This is a genomic window from Streptomyces sp. NPDC005302, from assembly GCF_040607345.1.
Taxonomy (GTDB): domain Bacteria; phylum Actinomycetota; class Actinomycetes; order Streptomycetales; family Streptomycetaceae; genus Streptomyces.
In genome coordinates this window covers 1-22,775 of the sequence record NZ_JBEXGN010000043.1, presented here as the reverse complement: position 1 = coordinate 22,775, position 22,775 = coordinate 1, and the positions used below count along the sequence as shown (strand labels likewise).

12 protein-coding genes are annotated in these 22,775 nt (G+C 67.5%); 1 reads left to right on the top strand and 11 read right to left on the bottom strand.

Annotation, left to right across the window (positions count from 1 at the left end; all coding sequences use genetic code 11):
• Window positions 1–299: 299 nt before the first annotated feature.
• From ABZT74_RS34145 to ABZT74_RS34095, 11 genes are all read right to left on the bottom strand, one after another.
• Window positions 300–1,133 (bottom strand): siderophore-interacting protein, encoded by an 834-nt coding sequence (locus ABZT74_RS34145; RefSeq protein ID WP_356441342.1) that lies wholly within the window; start codon window positions 1,131–1,133, stop codon window positions 300–302.
• A 27-nt stretch (window positions 1,134–1,160) separates the two neighbouring features.
• Complete coding sequence (locus tag ABZT74_RS34140) at window positions 1,161–3,716, bottom strand: amino acid adenylation domain-containing protein (RefSeq protein WP_356441339.1); 2,556 nt, start codon at window positions 3,714–3,716, stop codon at window positions 1,161–1,163.
• Between the two features lie 125 nt (window positions 3,717–3,841).
• Window positions 3,842–4,633, bottom strand: a complete 792-nt coding sequence (locus ABZT74_RS34135) for a fumarylacetoacetate hydrolase family protein (protein ID WP_356441335.1) — start codon at window positions 4,631–4,633, stop codon at window positions 3,842–3,844.
• An 85-nt stretch (window positions 4,634–4,718) separates the two neighbouring features.
• The gene (locus ABZT74_RS34130) at window positions 4,719–5,681 is read right to left on the bottom strand and encodes a methyltransferase (RefSeq protein WP_356441332.1); all 963 of its coding nucleotides are present in this window, start codon (window positions 5,679–5,681) and stop codon (window positions 4,719–4,721) included.
• Window positions 5,682–5,730: 49 nt separating this feature from the next.
• Window positions 5,731–6,771 carry a 4-hydroxy-2-oxovalerate aldolase gene (dmpG, locus tag ABZT74_RS34125; RefSeq protein WP_356441329.1) on the bottom strand — a complete coding sequence of 347 codons (1,041 nt, stop codon included), beginning with the start codon at window positions 6,769–6,771 and terminating at the stop codon, window positions 5,731–5,733.
• Window positions 6,768–7,622, bottom strand: a complete 855-nt coding sequence (locus tag ABZT74_RS34120; protein WP_356441326.1) for an acetaldehyde dehydrogenase (acetylating) — start codon at window positions 7,620–7,622, stop codon at window positions 6,768–6,770. Before ABZT74_RS34120 ends, dmpG begins: the two co-directional genes overlap by 4 nt.
• Window positions 7,623–7,861: 239 nt before the next feature.
• On the bottom strand, window positions 7,862–8,995 hold the full coding sequence (locus ABZT74_RS34115) for a prephenate dehydrogenase (protein ID WP_356441323.1): 1,134 nt from the start codon (window positions 8,993–8,995) through the stop codon (window positions 7,862–7,864).
• A 106-nt stretch (window positions 8,996–9,101) separates the two neighbouring features.
• Complete coding sequence (locus tag ABZT74_RS34110) at window positions 9,102–10,592, bottom strand: tryptophan 7-halogenase (protein ID WP_356441320.1); 1,491 nt, start codon at window positions 10,590–10,592, stop codon at window positions 9,102–9,104.
• A gap of 88 nt (window positions 10,593–10,680) precedes the next feature.
• Window positions 10,681–11,754 carry an alpha-hydroxy acid oxidase gene (locus ABZT74_RS34105; protein WP_356441317.1) on the bottom strand — a complete coding sequence of 358 codons (1,074 nt, stop codon included), beginning with the start codon at window positions 11,752–11,754 and terminating at the stop codon, window positions 10,681–10,683.
• 56 nt (window positions 11,755–11,810) lie between these two features.
• Window positions 11,811–12,890, bottom strand: coding sequence for a 4-hydroxyphenylpyruvate dioxygenase (hppD, locus tag ABZT74_RS34100; RefSeq protein ID WP_356441314.1), 1,080 nt, complete (start codon window positions 12,888–12,890; stop codon window positions 11,811–11,813).
• Window positions 12,891–12,952: 62 nt separating this feature from the next.
• Window positions 12,953–13,165, bottom strand: coding sequence for an MbtH family protein (locus ABZT74_RS34095; RefSeq protein WP_329298195.1), 213 nt, complete (start codon window positions 13,163–13,165; stop codon window positions 12,953–12,955).
• Window positions 13,166–13,684: 519 nt separating this feature from the next.
• On the opposite strand from ABZT74_RS34095, the gene ABZT74_RS34090 reads away from it, so the two are divergent.
• Window positions 13,685–22,567 (top strand): amino acid adenylation domain-containing protein, encoded by an 8,883-nt coding sequence (locus ABZT74_RS34090; protein WP_356441311.1) that lies wholly within the window; start codon window positions 13,685–13,687, stop codon window positions 22,565–22,567.
• The last annotated feature ends 208 nt before the right edge of the window (window positions 22,568–22,775 follow it).

Sequence of the window (22,775 nt, the reverse complement as noted above, 5' to 3'; positions counted from 1 at the left end):
AGCAGGGGCAGTGCGGCCATCTGAACGCCGTCGCCCCACGACGAGGCGATCGCGGCCACCCACACCTTGTTGAAACTGCTGCCCAAGGGCGGCTGAACCGCCTTCTTCGTCTTCTCTTTACCGGTCACTTTCAACGAATCTCCCGAGAACGAATACCTGGACAACTACAGCGAGACAAAGTGTTCGGATCATGCGAATTCCGGTCGCCCCAGACGTAATACGCGCACTGGCCCATCGGGAACCCCGCCGCCCACGCGCAGGGGGCGCGAGGTCACCGATGTCACGAAAGGGGCCGACCGCTACGCCGGCGCGTCCTCCACGTCACGGTTCCACTCGGACTTCGAGGACTGCCAGCCCTCCTCGTCCGCCCCGCGCCGCCAGTAGCCGGAAATGGACACCTGATCGCGTGTCAGACCGCGTTCCATGCGCAGGTGATGGCGCATCGCCTTCACGAAGTGCGCCTCACCATGGACAAAGGCCTGCACGGTTCCGATCGGGAAGTCCGCGGCGGAGACGGCCTCTTGGAGCGAGTCGCCGATCTGACGCTCCCCACGGTGCAGCCAGGTGATGTCGGCGTCGGCCGGTGTCTCGATCTTCTGCTCCTCTTCCGGACCCGAGACCTCGATGAACGCTTTGGCGACCGCTCCTGACGGCATCCCCTCCAGGGAAGCCGCGATCGCGGGCAGGGCGCTCTCGTCCCCGATGAGCAGATGCCAATCGGCCTCCGCCCCGGGCGAGTAGCCGCCGCCGGGACCGATGAAGTGGATCTCCTCCCCGGGCTTGACCTTCGAGGCCCAGGGGCCGGCCAGACCGCTCTCACCGTGATAGACGAAGTCCACGGACAGTTCGACGGCATCCGGGTCCCACCGACGGACCGTGTACGTACGGGACTTGGGCCACTGGTCCTGGGGGAAGTCCCGGCGAATGGCCGAGATGTCGAAGGGCTCGGGGTACCGCACGCCTTCCAGGGGGAAGATCAACTTGATGTAGTGATCGGTGTACTGGCCGGCGGCGAACCCCTGCAGGCCCTCACCGCCCAGCACGACCCTGGCCATGTGCGGGGTCACCCAGTCGACGCGCAGGACCCGCCCTCGGTGCAGCTTCGACCTGTTGGGCTTCGGTTTGTCGGACATCAATGGCTCCTTAGCTGCTTCATTTCGTCAGAACTGCTTCTTCAGCGCTCGAGCCAGAACGGGAGCGATGTCCGCGAGCGCGTCGGTGCTCATCATCTGCATGTGCTCGAAAGGGGTCACGTGCTTTTCGATGTGGCCGCTCACGTACGGTTCCCAGACCTCCGCGAGTCCGGTGGACGCGCCGTCCCGCCCGGCCGCTTCGAAGAAGAGCATGTCTCCGTCGAACTGCTCGGGGGCTGCCGGCCGGCTGATCTTGAGGTTGTTCTCCGTGATGTCGATGAGAGCGGCTACGGTCCGTTCCTCGAGGCTGGCGAGTGTTCCGCCGTGGGACTTGAGCAACTCGAGGATTCGCGGCATCTCGATCGGGTCGTCACCCGGTTCGGCATGGAAGGCCCCGATTCCGTCGAACGCGAGCTCCAGGAGATCGCGCCGGCTGCGCGTGCTGTCCTCGCTGGCGTGCCCTCCGGTGCCGGCGTCGAGCACGGCCAGCAGGGACACCTGCTCGCCCTCCTGCTGGAGGCGCGCCGCCAGGGTGTGGGCGACCTTGCCGCCGAAGGACCAGCCGAGGAGGGAGTACGGGCCGGACGGCTGGATCGCCCGTATTCGGCCCAGGTAGTCCTCGATCAACTCATCCAGATCGGCGGGCAACGGCTCGTCCGCGGCCAGGCCACGGGCCTGCAGCCCGTACACCGGGAACTCCCTCGGGACGTAGCGCAGCAGCCCGGCGTAGCACCAGGCCATGCCGCCTCCGGGGTGCACGCAGAACAGCGGCGGACGGCTGCCGACCGGCCGCAGGTCCAGCACGGGCTCCAGTGCGCTGTCCTGCTCCTCGCTGTCCACCTGGCCGAGGTTCGACAGGGCCGCCACGGTGGGAGTCTTGAGCAGCCGGTGAATCGAGAGTTTCACGCCCAGGATCGCCCGGATCCGGCTGGCCAGGCGGGTCGCCAGCAGGGAGTGGCCGCCCAGCTCGAAGAAGCTGTCGTCGATGCCGACCGCGGGCACGCCCAGGACCTCGGCGAACAGTCCGCACAGGATCTCTTCCCGCGGGGTCCGCGGGCCGCGTCCGGCTCGGGCCGGCTTGGGCGTCTCCGGGGCGGGCAGGGCGCGGTGGTCGACCTTGCCGTTGGCGGTCAGCGGGAGCCGGTCCAGCACCACGAACGCGGAGGGGACCATGTACTCCGGCAGCAGACCGGACGCGTGCGCGCGCAGGCCATCGGTGTCCGGGCTGCTGGTGCCGCCCCCGGCGACCACGTATCCCACGAGGCTCTTGTCACCCGGCTGGTCCTCACGAGCGGTGACGGCGACCTGGGAGAGCCCGGGGAACCGGCTCAACACGGCTTCGACCTCGCCGAGTTCGATGCGGAAGCCGCGGATCTTGACCTGGTCGTCGGCCCGGCCCACGAACTCCAGGAGTCCTTCGTGGGACCAGCGGGCGAGGTCGCCGGTGCGGTACATGCGGCTGCCGGCCGGGCCGAAGGGGTCGGCCACGAACCGCTCCGCCGTCAGGTCGGGCCGCCCGAAGTAGCCGCGGGCCAACCCCGCACCCGCCAGGTACAGTTCGGCGGCCACTCCTGCCGGAGCCGGTGCCAGGGTCTCATCGAGGACGTAGGCGCGCATCCCGTCGAGCGGGCGCCCGACCGGTATCGGCGCCGGCACCGTGTCGGCCGCGGTCCAGGGGGCTTGGGAGGCGAAGAGCGTGGTCTCGGTCGGACCGTAGGCGCAGCGCACGACGGTGTCCGGGCAGTGCTCCAACACCCGCTGCACCGCGGTCGGGGAGATCACGTCACCGCCGGTGATGACCTCCCGCACACCCGCGAAGCAGCCCGGGTCCTCCTCGGCCATCACCCGGAAGAGACCCGCCGTCACCTGAAGCCCGGTGATGGCCTCCTCACTGATCAGCCGGGCCAGTGTCGCCACGCTCAGATCGTCTCCGGGCGTCACCACCGTCCGCCCACCGTGCAGCAGCGGCACCCACAGTTCATAGGTCGAGGGATCGAAGGCGTACGGAGCCACCATCAGCACCCGCTCGTGCGCACCCGCCCCGAACATGCCGTCCACGACCAGGTCCAGGATGTCGCGGTGAGTGACCGCCACCCCCTTCGGACGCCCCGTCGAACCGGACGTGTACATCACGTACGCGAGCTGCTCGGGCCGGCTCTCCACACCCGGGTCACCGACCGGCAGCCCGGCCAGCTCGGGATCCTCATCGACCACCACGACCACCGGAGCAGCCGGCACGCCACGACCACGCATGACCAGGTCGGTCAGGAGAACCGGAGTGGAGGTCTCGTCGACGATCCACTGCATCCGCTCCAGCGGATAGCCGCTGTGCAGGGGAAGGTAGAACGCCCCCGCCTTGAGCACCGCGAGCAGCGCGACGACCAGGTCGACCGAGCGCTCCATCAGCACCGCGACCGGCGCCTCCGGACCCACGCCTAGACCCAGCAACCGGTGCGCGAGCTGATTCGACCGCTCGTCCAACTCCCGGTACGACAGCTCCCCTCCGGCACACCGCACCGCCACCGCATCCGGGGAGCGCAGTGCCTGGGCCGAGAAGGCCGCCTGCACCGATTCATCGATCATCGCCACGTTCGACGCAAATGACCGATCCTCGACAAAATTAACAACATCTGCGGCACGCATTGCCAATCACCCTCTTTCGATATCGGGGTCGAACGTGTTTCGGATGGGGAGAGCTGCGTGAGAGCTCAATTGCTGGAAGTGGAAAGGGAAACGGATCCCAAGGACTCGAACGACGCCCTGACGACAGCGCCCGGTCCGAGGTCGGCCGCCGCGGCCAGCGATCCGGACATGACCAGGTCGCCGGCGCTGATCCCCGCGCCGAAGGAGGCCAATATGCGCACAAGGCAGGCCACGGACTCCGCGGGATGTCCCATCACGGCCGACCCGTTCGCCGTCTGAACGCAATCGCCCGACTCGAACACCATCGTCTCGGCGGCGAGGTCGCGCCCGTCGAAGGGAACGGCCTCACCCAGGACGGCCATGGCCGACGAGGCGTTGTCCGCGACGGTGTCCACCCATGCGATGTCCCAGTTCTTGATGCGGCTGTCGAGCACCTCCAAGGCGGGATGGACCTCGGTGGTGACCTTCAGTACATCGGCGGCCGTCGTACGGGGATCGGAGAGGTCGGCGCCGATCCGGAAGGCGATCTCCCCCTCGACCTTGGGTGAGATGAACCATGCCGGGTCGAGGCAGGCGCCGTCGGCGAGGAGCATGCCTTCGGTCAGAAAGCCGAAATCCGGTTGATCGACGCCGAACATCTCCTGGATGGAGACGCTCGTGGCGCCGATCTTGTATCCCGCATGTACCGCCCCGTTCTTGTGTTCAAGGGTGCGGAACGTGCGCTGGATGGCGTAGGCGTCCAGCGCGGTGAACTCGGGATACCGAGCGGAGATGGACGGTATCGCCTTGCGCTCGTTCTTGGCGTTCCACAGTTCGAGGGCTATTTGCTCGTGAACGGCGTGTGGATCCTGATGCATAACTCGTGGCCGAATCGACTGCTGCGCGCAGGTGGCCGGCGCAGCTGTCCGTCTCTCGGCACGCCTCCATTCAGGCTTTGGGAAGCTATTTGGTCGCCACGAACAGCCGACCGCCCGGCATGATCTCTGACACGCAGTCGACGTTCGAGAAGCCGGCGCTGCGGAACTTTTCGACCCACTGGTCAGCGGTGGGCAGCTTGATTCCCATGAAATTCGCGTGCAGGTAGGTGAAGAGGGCGCTGAACTTGCGCTCGCGAGCTTCCTGCCCGTACGAGACGGCGTCGACCACGGCCAGGACGCCGCCCGGCGCGAGGGCCTTGTGGCAGGTGCGCAGGACGTCCTCGAAGACGGATTCGTTCTGCAGGACGTCGTGCATGACGAAGCACGCCTGGATGACGTCCGCCCCTTCGAGCGGACCGGGGTCGGTGATCAGAGACTCGACCGACCGCTCGATGACCTGCAGCCGACCGTCCACGCCGGCTCGTCCCGCGGCTTCTCGCGCGGCGGCGCAAGCGGCCGGGCTCAGGTCGAGGGCGACACCGGAACGGCTGTCGTCCTGAACGAGGAGGTCGATGAGCAGACCGGCCGCGCCCGCGCCGAGGTCGACGACGTGCTTCGCGTCGGCGGCCACGACCCGTTCGATGACGGCGGGGTAGAAGGCCCGGTCCCCTATCCAGCGCGAACTGACCGCTACCCGGCGCCCGTCACGGTGGTGGGCGTCGGCGGCGGACGTGCTGTCGGACAGGAAGGCCCGGGCGTTCTGCACGAGCGGACTGTTGGCGGTCAGCGCCCAGGACAGGTATCCGACCTCGTGCCTCCAGTCCGGGTAGTCGTCGGACGCGCGGTACAGGTCGTTCCCGTCCTCGGCGGCGACCAGCCCGGCGGCCGACAGAGCGTGTACGTACTCCCTGAGGCTTTCCTGGGGTAGGCCTGTCGCCTCGGCCAGATCGGCGATGCCGAACGTGCGACCCGAGTCCAGCACCTGGTCCACGCCGATCTCGGCACCGATCTGGAGCAGTGCGGCGACCGCCGCAAAATCCGCTCCCACTTCGCGTACGGAATCCACGTTCACTTCTGTTCCTCCGTGTTCTGAACGATCAGCACATGACGTCGTGCAGGGAGTTCTGCTGGGCGAGCCCCATCGCCACTTCGATGATGGTGTCTTCCTGGCCGGCGACGACGCCCCTGCGGCCCAGCTCCATCAGGATTTCTCGTGGATCCACCTGGAAGCGTTCCGCCGCGCGGCGTGTGGGTGCGGCGAATCCGGAGAAGACACCGGCGATTCCGCTCGCAATGGTGACGCTGTCGTTCGTCGGAATGCGCTTGACGAAGGTGGATTCGGCGAGATCGGCCGCGTCAAGTGCCGCGAACAGCTGGAGTTTGGTCTCGATCTGTTCCAAGTGCAGGTTCGCGGCGACTAGTTCGAGCGGGGCGTTGCCGGCCCCCGCGCCGAAGCCGCGCGCCGTCACGTCCACGATGGTCGCGCCGGCCTTGACGGCGGCCATGCTGTTCATCACCGAGAGGCCGAGGTTGTTGTGGCCGTGGAAGCCGACCTCGATGTCGAGTTCCTCGACGAGTGCGCCGACCTTTTCGGTAACGGCGGCCGGAGTGTACGCACCCGCGGAGTCCATCAGGATGACGGCGTGTGCTCCGTACCCCTGTATGAGCCGTGCCTGCTCGATGAGCGTCTTGGTCGACGCCATGTGGCTCATCAGCAGCATGCCTTTGACCGTGACACCCAACTCACGGAGCATGGTGATCTGCTGGCGGGTCACGTCCGCTTCGGTGCAGTGAGCGCCGACCCTGACCTCGTCGACTCCGTGGTCCAGTGCGGGCTTCAGGTCGCGTTCGACCGTCGCGAACCCGGGGATCGACAGGACGCCGAGCCGTGTCTCCTTCAACTGGGCGCGCGCGGCTGTGAGCATCTCGGCGTCGGTCAGTGCGGCACGTCCGACTTGGATGGACGAGGCGCCAAGTCCGTTGCCGTGCCCGACCTCGAGGAGGTCGGCTCCCGCACGTTCGGCGGCCTGGGCGTAGGCGACGATGTCCGCATAACCCAGTTGGTGGGCTACGGCGTGGTTTCCGTCCCGCAAGGTCGTGTCGCAGATTTTGAGCTGCCGCTCGGCGTGTGTGTTCATCGACGTGCCTCCGCTCGGCCTTCGGCAACAGCCACTGCCGCACAGGTGATGACGTCCAGATTCCCGGCGTAGCGCGGCAACCAGTCTCCGAGTCCTTCTACTTCGATGGTCACCATGATGCGATCGTCGGTGGCGACCGGCGGAACGACCACCCGATAGCCCGGGACGTAGGAATTGATTCGCTTCTCCATGTTGTCGACCGAGACGCGCAGCGCTTCCATGTCGAGGTTTTCGGAAGCCGGGACCGCGATGGTGTTCCGCATGACCATTCCCGGCTCCGCCGGGTTGATGATCAGAATCGTCTTGGCGGTGTCCACCCGGCAGAATTCATGAGTGGCATGCTGAGTGGTGAAGGCGTATTCGTCGATGTTCGCCCTCGTCGCGGGGCCGACGCTCGCCGATGAGCTGGCTGTGGCGATCTCCAGGTATCCCAAGCCGTCGGAGGCGTCGCTGAAGCAGCGCGCGATGGGAACGGCGGCCTGTCCACCGCAGGTCACCATGTTCACGTTCTGTTCGGTGAGGCACTCCTCGAGGTTCAGCGCCGGAACGCAGAACTTGCCGAGATGCGACGGCGTGAGATCGATGACGGGGATGTTCAGGCCTTCGAGGATGCTCCAGTTGTGCACCGCGTCCTTGGCCGACGTCGCGTCGAAGACCAGGTCGATCCGGTCCGCCAGTTCGGCGACCGCGTCGATCCCGCCGGCCGTCGTCGGGATCCCGTGGGAGTCGGCGAGCTCTATGCCCGGAGAGCTGATGCGCCGGCCGGCGAAGGAGTCGCACCGGAGCTGGGGTGAGGCCATGACCTTGAGCAGCAGATCGCAGCCGATATTTCCCGTGCCTATGATAGCCACACGAAGAGGGTCAGCAATGGAGCCTTTTTGTGCGTACATTCACCTGTCCTCTGTCCGCAGTCGCAATGCTGTGAGCGTCGACCCGAGTCGGGCCGACGAGATGAATTCGGTGGGACCGTGCCGGCAACAAGTCAACTCGCTTGAAACGACAGAACCTCTGCGCCGAGGCTGTCGTGCACCCGGGGTGCCATGCCAAACCAAAAGCCGTTAAGAATCGAACCCATAATTCCCGGTACAGCTCACCCGGCTCGCGAGGCGAGCACTCCTGCTGTTTTCTGCTGCCGAGCGCCGGAGACCGGGTCGACGGATGCGGCGTTCCAACCGGCTCGGCCCAACTCGACGACGATCCGGCCGGCACGCGCCGCCGGCACCGCGAACGTGATGGACAGGTTTCCTTCCTCCGGGGAATGCCGCGGCACCACGTCCTCGGCCTCCACATGGAATGTCTTGAGAGCGTCCAGCAGACGCACCAACTGTCCGGGGCTCTCGGCGACCAGCACCTCCACGTGCGCCTCCCGGTCCGCGGCCTGCCACCCCTGAATCGCGGCCAGTCCGGCGGCACCCCTGTTCAGCAGGTCCACCATCGGCTCCAGGCTCTGGCTCCTCACGTCCTGCGGTGTGCTGGACAAGTCGTCGAGCGTGGTCAGCAGTGTCGTCAGATCGTCTTTGAGCTCCCGGAGTACTCCGGCGACAGCCGGTGCGTTGGCCTGCAGGATGTCGCTCCACAAGCCGGTGTCCCTGACAGCTGTCCGCGTCACGTCGCGCAGCCCTTGCCCCGCGAGCCGGAACGCCTCTCGCGAGCGGTGTTGCAGTCGCGCGGCCATGAGGCTGGCGACCAGATGAGGAGCGTGGGAAGTCAGCGCCACCGCGTTGTCGTGCGCGCGACTCTCCATGATCACGGGGACCGCCCCGCACAGCGCGACCATCTCGAGCACGCGGTTCACCGCGTCCTGGGACGTCGTCTCCGAAGGAGTCAGGACCCAGGCCCGGTCCTCGAAGAGATCCGCGCGAGCGGCGAGCGGGCCGCGTCCCTCACGGCCGGCCAGAGGATGCCCGCCCACGTAACTGGCCGGAGTCTGAGCGGACTTCCGGATGTCCCGCGCCAACTGCGCCTTCACACTGGCCACGTCGGTGTAGCTCCGGGCCAGCCCTCGTGACTGCATCTGCGCGAGGACGTCGCCGACCGCGCTCGGTGGTACCGCGATCACCGCCAGGTCGACCTGTTCGTCCGAAGCGCCCAACACTCCCGCGCCCAAGGCGGCGGCCGTGCGAGCCGTTACTTCGTCCTTGTCGAGCAAGTGCACGGTTGTGCCGTGCCGGCTGAGCGCCAGGCCGATCGATGTACCGATCAGGCCCGTGCCGACCACAGCCATCGTTCGTATCATCGTTACCCCCTTCAGCCTGTGGGCGGCCGGCGGCCACCGCAGGGCTCGCCCGGCCGACGCCGCCGGCCTGCCGGCACCCCGAGGCGAGATCAGGTCAGTAGGCGAAGTCCGCCCAGCGCATACCGTCGGCGGACGGCACCAGACCGCCTTCCCGCATCGGGCCTTCGTCGTCCTCGGCGTCGCCCAGCGCGGCATGGACCTGGATCTTGGCCCCCTCTTCGAGGACCGACTGGACAAGCGTCGAGTCGAACAGATCGCGATCCGTTCCGCTCTCGCCCGCGGGCCGGTCGGCCAGCTCGGAGAACTCCCGGAACGTGGACTCGCGCTGTTCGGTGTAGGAGGCGGGGTTGACCAGTCCGCCTTCGTGCGAGGCTCCACCGCCGACCAGTTCGACGAAGGACTCGAGTCCGGGTGCCGAGCTGTTCATGACCTTCTTGGCGGTCCAGAAGTACGAGTCCTCGTCCTGGTGCATGTCGTAGAACGCCACCAGGAAGTCGTGGAAGAGGGAGTACTCGTTCCGGTACCGCAGTTCGTACTCCTCGAAGCACTTCGTCTCTTCGAAGTCGCCGCTCAGGCACGAGTTGATGGAGCGGGCGGCGAGAAGACCGCTGTAGGTGGCGAGGTGTACGCCGGAGGAGAAGACCGGATCGATGAAGCAGGCCGCATCGCCCACCAGGACCATGCCGGGGCGCCAGAACGTGTCCTGGCTGTACGAGTAGTCCTTGCGGACCCGGACCTCGCCGTAGGGTCCGCTCTCCACCCGGCGTGCCTCGGACAGGTATTCCGCGATGAGCGGGCATTCGTCGATCAGGCCCATCAGGGCCTTCTCCCGGTCTCCCTGAACTCGCTCCAGAGCGTCGCGCCGCAGTACGGCGCCGACGCTGGTGAGCTCATCGGTGAGCGGTATGTACCAGAACCAGCCGGAGTTGAAGGCGGCGCAGAGGATGTTGCCGGAGTTGGGGGCGGGCAGCCGCTTTCCGCCCTCGAAGTAGCCGAAGAGCGCGATGTTCTGGAAGAACTCCGAGTAGTGCCGGGTGCCGCCGATGCGGCTCTGGATGCGGCTCTTGTTGCCGGAGGCGTCCACGACGAAGCGGCTGCGCACCTCGTGCCGGACTCCGTCGGCGTCGCTGTAGAGCACCCCGCTGACGCGGCCGTCCTCCTCGATGACATCCACCACGGAGCTCTTCTCGCGGACCTGGACTCCCTTGTCTCGCGCGTTGTCCAGGAGGATCTGGTCGAACTTCATGCGTTCGACCTGGTAGGCCAGCGAGGTCGGGCCCGAGAAGGTCGAGGAGACGGAGAAGGAGAACGTCCATGGCTCGGGGCTGCTCCCCCATCGGAAGGTGCCTCCACGCTTGGGCATGAACGCTGCCTTCTCCAGCGCGTCGGAGACACCGAGGAGCTTGCAGATGCCATGCACCGTGGAAGGCAGCAGGGACTCCCCGATCTGGTAACGGGGGAACTCCTCCTTCTCCAGGAGAAGAACACGGTGACCCTGCATGGCCACCAGGGTGGACACGGTGGAGCCACCCGGCCCACCGCCGACGACAACGACATCGAACTCGTGGTCTTCTTCGCCTTGCATGACGTCTTCTCCCTCAATAGTCAGTACTCACGGACGATGCCGAAGCTGTTCGATGGCGCCGGGGGGCGGCCAGGCCGCAGACGGGGTATCAGCCCGGCATACCGGAAACGAACGAGCGCAGGGTGCGTGCGGCGGCCAGGTCGGCACAGCCGGCCAGGAGGAGTGCCTCCTCGAGTTCCGTCCGCAGGAGCGAAAGCACCTGGGTGACTCCCCGGGCCCCGGCGGTACTCAGCCCCCACAGCACCGGACGTCCCACCAGGACTCCATCGGCGCCCAGCGCCAGTGCTCGCAGGATGTCGGTGCCGCTGCGGACGCCGCTGTCCATCAGGACCTGGCACTGCCCGCCCACCGCTTCGACCACCCAGGGCAGCGCGGTGATGCTGGGCAGCGCGCCGTCCAACTGCCGGCCACCGTGGTTGGACACCACCACCGCGTCGGCCCCGAGGCCGGCGGACTGTTCCGCGTCCCTGGGATCAAGGATGCCTTTGACCACCAGGGGAAGCCGGGTCTGCTCCCGGAGCCATTCCAGGTCGGACCAGCCGAACGTGGGGTCGAAGGCGATGTTCGTGTGCGCGGCCACGGCCGACTCGCCGGGCCGGCGGGAATGCGCCTCGGAGGGGCCGTCCGGCTCGAGGTTGGCACTACGGATCCAGGAGGGAAGCGCGAACTCGTTGCGCAGGTCGCGTAGCCGACGGCCCATGATCGGGACATCCACGGTGACCATCAACGCCTGGCAACCGACGTGCTCGGCGCGCCGAATCAGCTCGACCATCCGGCCGCGGTCGTGCAGCCAGTACAGCTGGAACCACAAAGCCGCCCCGACCTTGGCGATGTCCTCCAGCGAATGGCTGCTGATCGTGCTGACCACAAAGGGAACCTGCGCTGCCAAAGCGCCTTCCGCGGCTGCGAGATCGCCCTCCGGATGCAGCAGTCGCTGGTACGCCATCGGCGCGACGGCGAGAGGCAGCGCTGACGACGTGCCCGGCAACTGCGCGGTCGTATCGGTCTTTTTGACGCCTGCCAGCACTCTGGGCACGAGTGACACGCTGTCCAGGGCCGCACGGTTGGCGTCCAGGGTGGATTCCGTGCCGCTGCCACCGGCGATGAAGTCCCACACCGCCGGCGCCAGCCGCGCCGCGGCCGACTGTCGCAGGTCGTTCACGCACACGGGCTGCGTTCCCGCCGTACCGGCCGATCCCCCGGACAACTGGGCCATGACTACGCGGCCTCCGCTTCGGCCCGCTGCCGTTCGACGGCTTCGTAGAGCGCCTTGATGTTCCCGCTCCCGAAGGTGCGAGCCCCCAGACGCTCGATGACCTCCATGAAGAATGTGCCGTGCGGGTGGACCGAGGAAGTGAAGATCTGGAACAACTGACCGTCGTGGTCCTCGTCGACGAGGACGTCCAGTTCCTGCAGTTCGGGAACCGAGTGCTTGGTCAGATCCACGGACAGCAGCCGGTAGTAGGCATCCGGAGTGCTCAGGAAGGACACACCCAGGGACTTGAGCAGGCCCACCGACTGCACGATGTTGTCCGTGGTGAAAGCGATGTGCTGGACGCCGGCCCCGTCGTGATTCTTCAGGAACTTGTCTATCTGCCCCGGCTCGAGCGAGGTGTCGGGTTCTATCAAGGTGAGCGTGACGGAGCCGGATCGACTCTGGACCACCTTGGAATCCATGGCCTGACTGCCCACCACGATGCGCTCTTCGAAGACCATCTGGAAGTCCAGGACCTTCTCGTAGAACTCCACGGTGGACGCGAGCTGCCCGGCTTCGAGACAGACGGCGAAGTGGTCTATCTCGCCCAGGCCGCTGTCGAACGGGGCACCCGCTTCCGGAACCGGTGAGAAGCCCGGAAGTGTCCGCGCGTCGCTCCTGGCGGTGCGCTGCACGAATGTGTGCATCACATCTCCGAAGCCCCTGATCGACGCCGTTATGAGCCCGTCCCGCTCGGTCGGCTCCACTACGGCCGCGGCACCCCGGCGGACGGCCTCGGTGAATGCCTGCGTGGCATCGGAGGTCGCGAGCGCGATATTGGCCACCCCGTCACCGTGCTGCCCGACGTAAGCGGCCGCCGGGTGGTCGGCACCCTGCGCCATCGTCAGCACCAGCCGGATCTGATTCTTGCCGAGTGCCACGGAACGGATGACCTCGGCGGACTCCGCCGGCTCGGAAGCTCCGTAGATCTCGAACCCGTAGCTGTCTATGAACTGCGCTGCGGCCACCGCCGTGTCTTGTACATAGAACTCGACATGGTCAATGGAGAGTTCATCGAAAATGGACACCTTCGAATTTTCCATTTGATTCACTGTCTCGGTTGACTGTGCGGGCAGGAACTGGGGTCGGTGGGGGCGGAAGGGGCTCACGCCGTTGCATTCATCTGCTGTACGAGGCTGTGCGGCCGCATTTCCGTCCAGTTCGAGTTGATGTACTCGATGCAGGATGCGCGGTCATTCGCATGCACGGTGGTCCAGCCGGCCGGCACCTCAGCGAACTTCGGCCAGAGCGAATACTGCTTCTCTTCGTTGACCAGTACGAGGTATTCCGCCTCGGGGTTTTCGAAAGGATTGGTCATGACCTCGCTCCTTCTGTTCCTTGTGGGTGCACGGGCCGGGTGACGTGCGATTTCGATTGGTCGCGACGGCATTGTCTTGACCTCTACGGGGCAGCTCCCAGGTGAGCCACTGGCGGCACGGTATCCCTCGACCTGCTGGGGCCGCACGGGCTCCGGAGCGATCCTCAAGCGGCTCTGGATCCGAATTCGAGGACACCGTCCGCACTCGAAGTGCGACTCAGGATCGCTTGAGATCCAGGCTTCTCCACCACAGAGAAGCGTGACCGCCCGTGGTCGCTCACCTAATCTGACTGCGGAGATGGCGGAATAACCATTCCGCGACACTCTCACGCTATCCGAAGCCTTCCGTTCCGCAACGATCATGCGCCATCCGGGGCCTCACATTCCGCGACGATCATCCGCGTTGCCGGCCCCCGCTGAACTTCGCGCGGTCTCAACACCGAAAGAGGGTGATTGGCAATGCACGCTGCAGATGCTGTTGACTTTGTCGAGGATCGGTCATTCGAGTCGAACGTGGCGATGATCGACGAATCGGTGCAGGCGGCTTTTGCGGCTCAGGCACTGCGGTCCCCGGGTGCGGTTGCTGTGCGGTGTGCCGGGCGGGAGTTGACGTACCGGGAGTTGGACGAGCGGTCGAATCAGCTGGCGCACCGGCTGGTGGGTCTGGGAGTGGGCCGGGAGGCGCCGGTCGCGGTGCTGATGGAGCGCTCGGTGGACCTGGTCGTCGCGCTGCTCGCGGTGCTCAAGGCGGGGGCGTTCTACCTGCCGCTCCACAGTGGTTATCCGTTGGAGCGGATGCAGTGGATCGTGGATGAGACGTCCGCTCCGGTGCTGCTGACGGACCGGGCGATGCGTGACCGTGGTCTGCCCAGTGGTGCTGCCCTGGTGGTGGTCGATGAGGATCCCGAGCTGGCCGGGCTGCCGGTCGGTGACCCGGGTGTGGAGAGCCGGCCCGAGCAGCTCGCGTACGTGATGTACACGTCGGGTTCGACGGGGCGTCCGAAGGGGGTGGCGGTCACTCACCGCGACATCCTCGACCTGGTCGTGGACGGCATGTTCGGGGCGGGTGCGCACGAGCGGGTGCTGATGGTGGCTCCGTACGCCTTCGATCCCTCGACCTACGAACTGTGGGTGCCGCTGCTGCACGGTGGGCGGACGGTGGTGACGCCCGGAGACGATCTGAGCGTGGCGACACTGGCCCGGCTGATCAGTGAGGAGGCCATCACCGGGCTTCAGGTGACGGCGGGTCTGTTCCGGGTGATGGCCGAGGAGGACCCGGGCTGCTTCGCGGGTGTGCGAGAGGTCATCACCGGCGGTGACGTGATCTCCCCGACCGCGGTGCAGCGGGTGTTGGAGCACTGCCCGGACACCGTCGTGCGGTCGACGTACGGTCCGACCGAGACCACGCTGTTCGCCACTCAGCACCCGTGGAGGGCTGCTGACGAGGTGCCGGCACCGATACCGGTCGGGCGCCCACTGGACGGGATGCGCGCCTGCATCCTCGACGACGACCTGCAGACGGTTCCGGCAGGGGTGGCCGGGGAGCTCTACATCGCGGGTGCGGGACTGGCCCGCGGCTACTTCGGACGGCCCGACCTGACGGCTGAACGGTTCGTGGCCGACCCCTTCGGCCCGGCCGGCAGCCGCATGTACCGCACCGGCGACCTCGCCCGCTGCTCCGACGAAGGACTCCTGGAGTTCGTCGGCCGGGCCGACGACCAGGTCAAGATCCGCGGCTTCCGCATCGAACTCGGCGAGATCGAAGCCGTGTTGAGCCGCTTCCCCGGACTCTCCCAGGTCGCCGTCACCGCCCGCGACGACCAGCCCGGCGACAAACGCCTCGTCGCCTACATCGTCGCCGAGGCCGGCAACGACACCCCGAACACCGAGGCCCTGCGCGCGCACGCATCCGGTCTGCTCCCGGAGTACATGGTCCCCTCCGCGTTCGTGGTGCTCGACCGGCTCCCGCTGACCACCAACGGCAAGCTCGACCGGCGCGCCCTGCCCGCCCCCGGCAAGCCGACGACGACCCGAGCCGGACGCGGCCCGCGGACCCCGCGGGAAGAGATCCTGTGCGGACTGTTCGCGGAGATCCTGGGTCTGCCCTCGGTCGGCATCGACGACGACTTCCTTGCGCTGGGGGGCCACTCCCTCAGCGCGACCCGCCTGGCCAGCCGCATCCGATCGACCCTGGGCATCGAACTTGCCGTACCGGCCATCTTCGAGGCCCCCACCGTCGCCGCTCTCGCCGACCGGCTCACGGAAGCGGACTCGGCCAGGCCCGCACTGACCGCGGTGGAGCGCCCGGCGCGGATCCCGCTGTCACCCGCGCAGAACCGCCTCTGGTTCCTCAACAAGCTGGAGCGGGCGAGCGGGACCTATGTCCTGCCGCTCGCGGTACGCCTTTCAGGGGATCTCGATCGTGCGGCTCTGGAAGCGGCGATGGTCGATGTGATCGGGCGGCACGAGACCCTGCGGACGGTGTTCCCGGAAGTCGACGGGGAGCCTCAGCAGCTCATTCTGGAGCCCGACCAGGTCCGCCCCGAACTGCCGGTGGTGGAGGTCGAGGCAGCGGACCTGGACGAGGCACTTCGAGCGGCCGGCAACACCGCTTTCGATGTCACTGTCGATCTGCCCCTGCGAGCACGGCTGTTCGCGACCGGCCCGGACCAGCACGTCCTGCTTCTGATACAGCATCACATCGGGAACGACGGCTCGTCGCTGGCCCCGCTGGCCCGTGACATCAGCCTCGCCTACACCGCACGATGTGCGGGTACGGCGCCGGCCTGGTCGCCGTTGCCCGTGCAGTACGCCGACTTCACGCTGTGGCAGCGCGAGCTGCTCGGCGCGGAAGGCGATCCCCGCTCTCTCGTGAGTGAGCAACTGGCCTTCTGGAAGCGGTCACTTCAGGGACTTCCCGATCAGCTCGAGCTGCCCTTCGACCGCCCCCGGCCGAAGGTGGCCGACTACCGCGGCGACACCGTCCCGATCAGGATCGACGCCGAGCTGCACCGGGCACTCCACAGCCTCGCCCGGGAGACGAACACCACGCTGTTCATGGTGCTCCAGGCCGCTCTCGCCACCCTGCTGACCCGGCTGGGCGCAGGCTCGGACATCCCCCTCGGAACCCCCGTCGCAGGACGCACCGACGAAGCACTGGACGACCTCGTCGGCTTCTTCGTCAACACCCTCGTCCTACGGAACGACACCTCCGGAAACCCCACGTTCCGCGAACTCCTCGCCCGGACCCGGCAGACCGACCTCGCCGCCTACTCCCACCAGGACGTCCCGTTCGAACGCCTGGTGGAGATCCTCAACCCGGAGCGGTCGCTGGCCCGCAATCCCCTGTTCCAGGTCATGCTGGTGATGCACAGCAACGTGGCTCCCGCGTTCGAACTGCCCGGTCTGTCGGCCGTCACCGAAGACCTCACCAAAGACGTGACCAGTTTCGATCTCACGTTCAACTTCTACGAGGTCACGGACGGCGCCGGGGAACCCGCGGGGCTCGACGGCTTCCTGGAATACCGTACGGACCTGTCCGACGTGAGCACCGCGCAGCGGTTCATCGAGGGTCTTCGGCTGCTGCTGGCGGCCGTCGCGGCGCGCCCCGATCTGCCGATCAGTGCCGCCGAACTGCTCTCCCCGACCGACCGGAGCGAACTGCTCGCCCAGGGAGCCGGGGGCCCGGCTCCTGAACACCGGTTCTTCACCGACCTGTTCCAGGAGCAGGCAGCGCTCCGCCCCGACGCGCCGGCGCTGGAGCACGAAGGCACCGTACTCACCTATGCCGAGTTGAACACGCGGGCCAACCAAGTGGCCCGCTGGCTGATCGGGCAGGGCGTCGGCTCCGAGCAGTTGGTGGCGCTCGCGGTGCCGCGCTCGGTGGAGATGGTGGCGGCGCTGCTGGGCATCATGAAGGCCGGTGCCGCCTTCCTCCCCGTCGATCCGGAGTACCCGGCGGACCGCATCGCGTTCATGCTCGACGACGCCGCCCCGGTGCGTGTGCTCACCAGCCGGGAGATGGCCGCGCGGCTCCCGCGGGGCGGCCCGGCCACCCTGGTCCTCGACGACCCCGCGGCCCTGTCCGGACTCGACGGCGCCGATCCCACGGATGCCGAACGGACCGCTCGTCTCCGGCCCGACGACCTGGCGTACACCGTCTACACGTCGGGCTCCACCGGCACGCCCAAGGGCGTGGCCGTCACGCACCGCGGCATCTGCGCGCTGGCCGCCACGGTGGCGGAGAAGTACCAGGTCCGGCCGGACGACCGTGTCCTGCAGCTGGCCTCCATCAGCTTCGACATGGCCTTCGAGGACTTCCTCCGGGCGTTCTGCTTCGGCGCGACCCTCGTCGTGCCCCCGCCCGGCCCCCTGGTGGGGGACGCTCTCGGCGACTACCTGGAGCAGCGCCGGATCTCCTGCGCCGACATGCCGCCCAGCGTGCTCGCAACCCTCCCGGCGCGGCACTTCCCCGCCCTGCGCGTGCTGAGCGTCGGCGGCGAGGCGTGTCCCCCGGCACTGACCGCGCGGTGGGCCGACGGACGGCGGATGCTGAACCTCTACGGGCCCACCGAGACGACGATCTCGGCGACGGCCAGCGAGCCGCTGTCCGGCACCGATCCGTCCGCGTCCACCCCCATCGGAGCCCCCGTGCGGGGCGCCCGGACGTACGTCCTGGACGAGCGGCTGCGGCTGGCTCCGCGAGGGGTGCCGGGAGAGTTGTACATCGCGGGCTCGGGCGTGGCCCGAGGCTACCTGCGTCGCCCGGGACTGACGGCGGAGCGGTTCGCGGCCGATCCCTTCGGACCGGCCGGCAGCCGTATGTACCGCACCGGGGACCTGGTGCGGTGGCGAGGTGACGGCCAGCTCGAATTCGTCGGCCGGGTCGACGACCAGGTCAAGATCCGCGGCTTCCGCATCGAGCTGGGCGAGATCGAGGCGGTGCTGGGCCGACACCCGGCGGTGTCACAGGTTGCGGTCGTGGTGCGGGAGGACCAGCCGGGAGACAAGCGCCTGGTGGGCTATGTGGTGGCCGAGTCCGGGAGCGGTGGGGCGGACGCGGATGCCCTGCGTGCCCATGTGGGCGGGCTGTTGCCGGAGTTCATGGTTCCTTCTGCGTTCGTGATGCTGGATGGGCTGCCGTTGACGACGAACGGCAAGCTGGACCGGCGGGCTCTGCCCGCACCCGTGTACGAGGCGGGGGTGAGCGGGCGTGCTGCGCGGACTCCGCAGGAGGAGATCCTGTGCGGGCTGTTCGCGGAGATCCTGGGCGTGCCGGCGGTGGGTGTCGACGACAGCTTCTTCGAGCTGGGCGGGCATTCCCTGCTGGCGACCCGGGTGGTCAGCCGGATCAGGTCGGTCCTGGGTGTCGAGTTGCCGGTGCGGACCTTGTTCGAGGCCCCCACGGTCGCGGCGTTGACGGGCCGGGTCGCGGCGGCGGGCTCGGCCAGGCCCGCGTTGACGGTGGTGGAGCGCCCGGAGCTGGTTCCGCTGTCGCCGGCCCAGAACCGGCTGTGGTTCCTGAACAAGCTGGAAGGGCCGAGCGCCACCTACAACGTCCCGGTCGCGTTCCGGATCACCGGGGACCTGGACGCGGACGCCCTCGAACAGGCGTTGAACGATGTCGTGGTACGGCACGAGAGCCTGCGGACGGTCTTCCGGGAGATCGACGGAACCCCGGCCCAGACAGTGCTGGCAGCGGACGCCGTGGACCTGAAGCTGCACCACGTCAGCTGTGGCGGCACGGAGATCGATGCGACGTTGCGGACGGCCGGGCAGTACGTCTTCGACCTGTCCGCCGAACCCCCGCTGCGGGCAACGCTGTTCACCATCGGCGCGCGGGAGCGGGTACTGCTGCTGCTCGTGCATCACATAGCGAGCGACGGCGCTTCGATGGGGCCTCTCGGACGCGATCTGGAGACCGCGTTCGGCGCCCGGCTCCATGGTCGGGCCCCGACCTGGCCGGCGTTGCCGGTGCAGTACGCGGACTACACCCTGTGGCAGCGGCAGCTCCTCGGCGCGGAGGACGACCCCGACTCCTTGCTGCGCAAGCAACTCTTCTATTGGACAGCGGCGTTGGAGGGAAGCCCGGACCGGCTCGAGCTGCCCTTCGACCGCCCCCGGCCGAAGGTGGCCGGCTACCGCGGCGACATGGTGCCGGTCCGGATCGGCGCCGAGCTGCACCGCACGCTCATCGACCTGGCCCGCGACACGAACACCACGGTGTTCATGGTGTTCCAGGCCGCCGTGGCCACCCTGCTGAGCCGGCTGGGCGCGGGCTCGGACATCCCGATCGGCACCCCGAGCACAGGACGCACCGACGAGGCCCTCGACGATCTGGTCGGCCTCTTCCTCAATACGCTCGTACTGCGGACCGACACTTCAGGGAACCCCACGTTCCGAGAACTCCTGGATCAGGTCCGCAAGACCGCGCTGACCGCCTACATGCACCAGGACGTGCCGTTCGAGCGCGTGGTCGAGGCCGTCAATCCGACTCGCTCACTGGCCTGGCATCCGCTCTTCCAGGTCATGGTGGTCCTGCAGAACACCGGTGGAGACGTGTTGTCGCTGCCCGGCGTGGTGACCGAAGCCGAGGAAGTGTTCAGTACCCGAACGGCCAAGTTCGATCTCGGCTTCATCCTCAACGAACACTACGAGGCCGACAACCGCCCGGCCGGGCTCGACGGAATGCTGGAGTACAACACCGACGTCTTCCAGAAGGACACCGCCGAACGAATCGTGGCCCAGCTGGTACGGGTACTGACACAGCTCAGCACCGCTCCCGACCGCCGGATCGGTGAAGCGGAGATCCTGTCGGAGACAGAGCGCGAGCGGTTGCTGGAGTTGTCGGCCGGCGTGGAGTCCGGTGAGGGACTTGAGGCTGGTTCGGTGCCGGCTGCCTTCGCGGCTCAGGCACTGCGGTCTCCGGATGCGGTGGCGGTGCGGTGCGCCGGACGGGAGCTGTCGTACCGGGAGTTGGACGAGCGCTCGAATCAGCTCGCGCACCGGCTGGTGGATCTGGGAGTGGGTCCGGAGGCGCCGGTCGCGGTGCTCATGGAACGCTCGGTGGACCTGGTCGTGGCGCTGTTGGGGGTGCTCAAGGCGGGGGCGTTCTACCTGCCCCTGCACAGCGACTATCCGCTGGAGCGGATGCAGTGGATCGTCGACGAGACGACCACTCCGGTACTGCTGACCGACCGGGCGATGCGTGACCGGGGCGCGCCTGCCGCTCCCGCAATTGTGCTGGTGGACGAGGATCCCGAGCTGGCCGGGCTGCCGCTCAGCGCCCCAGGCGTGCAGAGCCGGCCCGACCAACTCGCCTACGTGATGTACACATCCGGCTCGACAGGACGCCCCAAGGGCGTGGCCGTCACCCACCGCGACATCCTCGACCTGGTCGTGGACGGCATGTTCGGCGCGGGTGCGCACGAGCGAGTACTGCTGCTGGCCTCGTACGCCTTCGACCCCTCAACGTACGCCTTCTGGGTGCCCCTGCTGCACGGCGGACGCACCGTCATCACCCCGAACGGTGACCTCGGCGTCGCCGAACTGGCACACCTGATCGCCGAGGAAGAGATCACCGGCCTGGACATCACAGCAGGCCTGTTCCGGCTGATGGCCGAAGAAGACCCCGCCTGCTTCGCGGGCGTCCGCGAGGTGATCACCGGCGGTGACCTCATCTCCCCCACCGCAGTACAACGAGTGCTGGAACACTGCCCCGACACCATCGTGCGCTGCGCCTACGGCCCCACCGAGACCACGCTCTTCGCCTCCCAGGCCCCCTGGACCACGGCCGACACGGTGCCGGCGCCCATACCCGTCGGGCGTCCGCTCGACGGCATGCGCGCCTACATCCTCGACGAGACCCTGGCATTGGCCCCGGCACGCGTGGCCGGCGAACTCCACCTGGCGGGAACAGGACTGGCCCGCGGCTACTTCGGACGCCCCGACCTGACGGCCGAACGGTTCGTGGCCGATCCCTTCGGCCCCGCCGGCAGCCGCATGTACCGCACCGGCGACCTCGCCCGCTGGTCCCCCGAAGGCCTCCTCGAGTTCGTCGGCCGAGCCGACGACCAGGTCAAGATCCGCGGCTTCCGCATCGAACTCGCCGAGATTGACGCCGTGTTGAGCCGCTTTCCCGGGCTCTCCCAGGTCGCCGTCACCGCCCGCGAAGACCAGCCGGGCGACAAACGCCTCGTCGCCTACATCGTCGCCGAGGCCGGCAACGACACCCCGGACACCGAGGCCCTGCGCACACACGCGGCCGGTCTACTGCCGGAGTACATGGTCCCCTCCGCGTTCATGGTGCTCGATCAGCTGCCGCTGACGACCAACGGCAAACTGAACCGGCGGGCCCTGCCGGCGCCCGTGTTCGAGGCGGACGCGACGGGACGCGGTCCGCGGAATCCGCAGGAGGAGATCCTGTGCGGACTGTTCGCCGAAGTCCTGGGCGTGCCCACCGTCGGCATCGACGACAACTTCTTCACCCTCGGCGGACACTCCCTCCTCGCCTCCCGACTCATCAGCCGCATACGAACCACCCTCAACGTCGAACTCCCAGTACCCGCCCTCTTCGAAACCCCCACCATCGCCACCCTGGTCGAGAAGTTGGACCGGACTCCGGGGAGTTCTTCCGGGCACTCGTTCGGGGTCCTTCTCCCCCTGCGCGCCGAGGGCGATCTCGACCCGCTGTTCTGTATCCATCCGGCGATCGGGCTCAGCTGGGCGTACTCCGGCCTCCTGCGCCATTTGGACCGTCAGCAGCCCCTCTACGGCTTGCAGGCCCGCAAGTTCAGCAAGCCGGACGCCGCGGCGCCCTGTTTGACGGAGATGGTCGAGGACTATCTGAACGAGATCCGAACGGTCCAGCCGTCCGGTCCCTATTCCCTCCTCGGCTGGTCCTTCGGGGGCATCGTGGCTCACGCCGTCGCGGTCCGCCTGCAAGAGGACGGCGAGGAAGTGGCTCTGCTCGCCATGATGGACAGCTACCTGCCCACTGACGGCTGGGAGAGCGAGCGGCTGTCGTACGACAGCCCGGACGTACTGAGTGCCGTCATCGAGTCCATCGGACATGACCCGACATCGCCGGAAAGCCCTCTCGCCGGACTCGGCGCGGATGAGTTCTCGGCACTGACCGAAGTCTTCGTGGACATCGCCAACTTGAGCGATCACATCACTGTCGGGAAGTTCATGGGCGACATACTTTTCTTTGCCGCCGCCGCCGACAAGGCGGGCAGTGAACTCGCCCCCGATGTCTGGTCTCCGCATACGACCGGACGTGTCGAGGTGCACGCCATCGACTGCGTGCACGGGGCCATGACCCAGCCCCGCCCACTGTCCGAAATTGGACAGATATTGGCTGCAAAGCTGGCCGGTAACGCGGAAAAACAGGGAAAGGTCTGAGCCCTTTCCTCCCCTGTCCGGGGTGGTCTCGCATTGTCTCGCTGTAGTTGTCCAGGTATTCGTTCTCGGGAGATTCGTTGAAAGTGACCGGTAAAGAGAAGACGAAGGCGGTCCAGCCGCCCTTGGGCAGCAGTTTCAACAAGGTGTGGGTGGCCGCGATCGCCTCGTCGTGGGGCGACGGCGTTCAGATGGCCGCACTGCCCCTGCT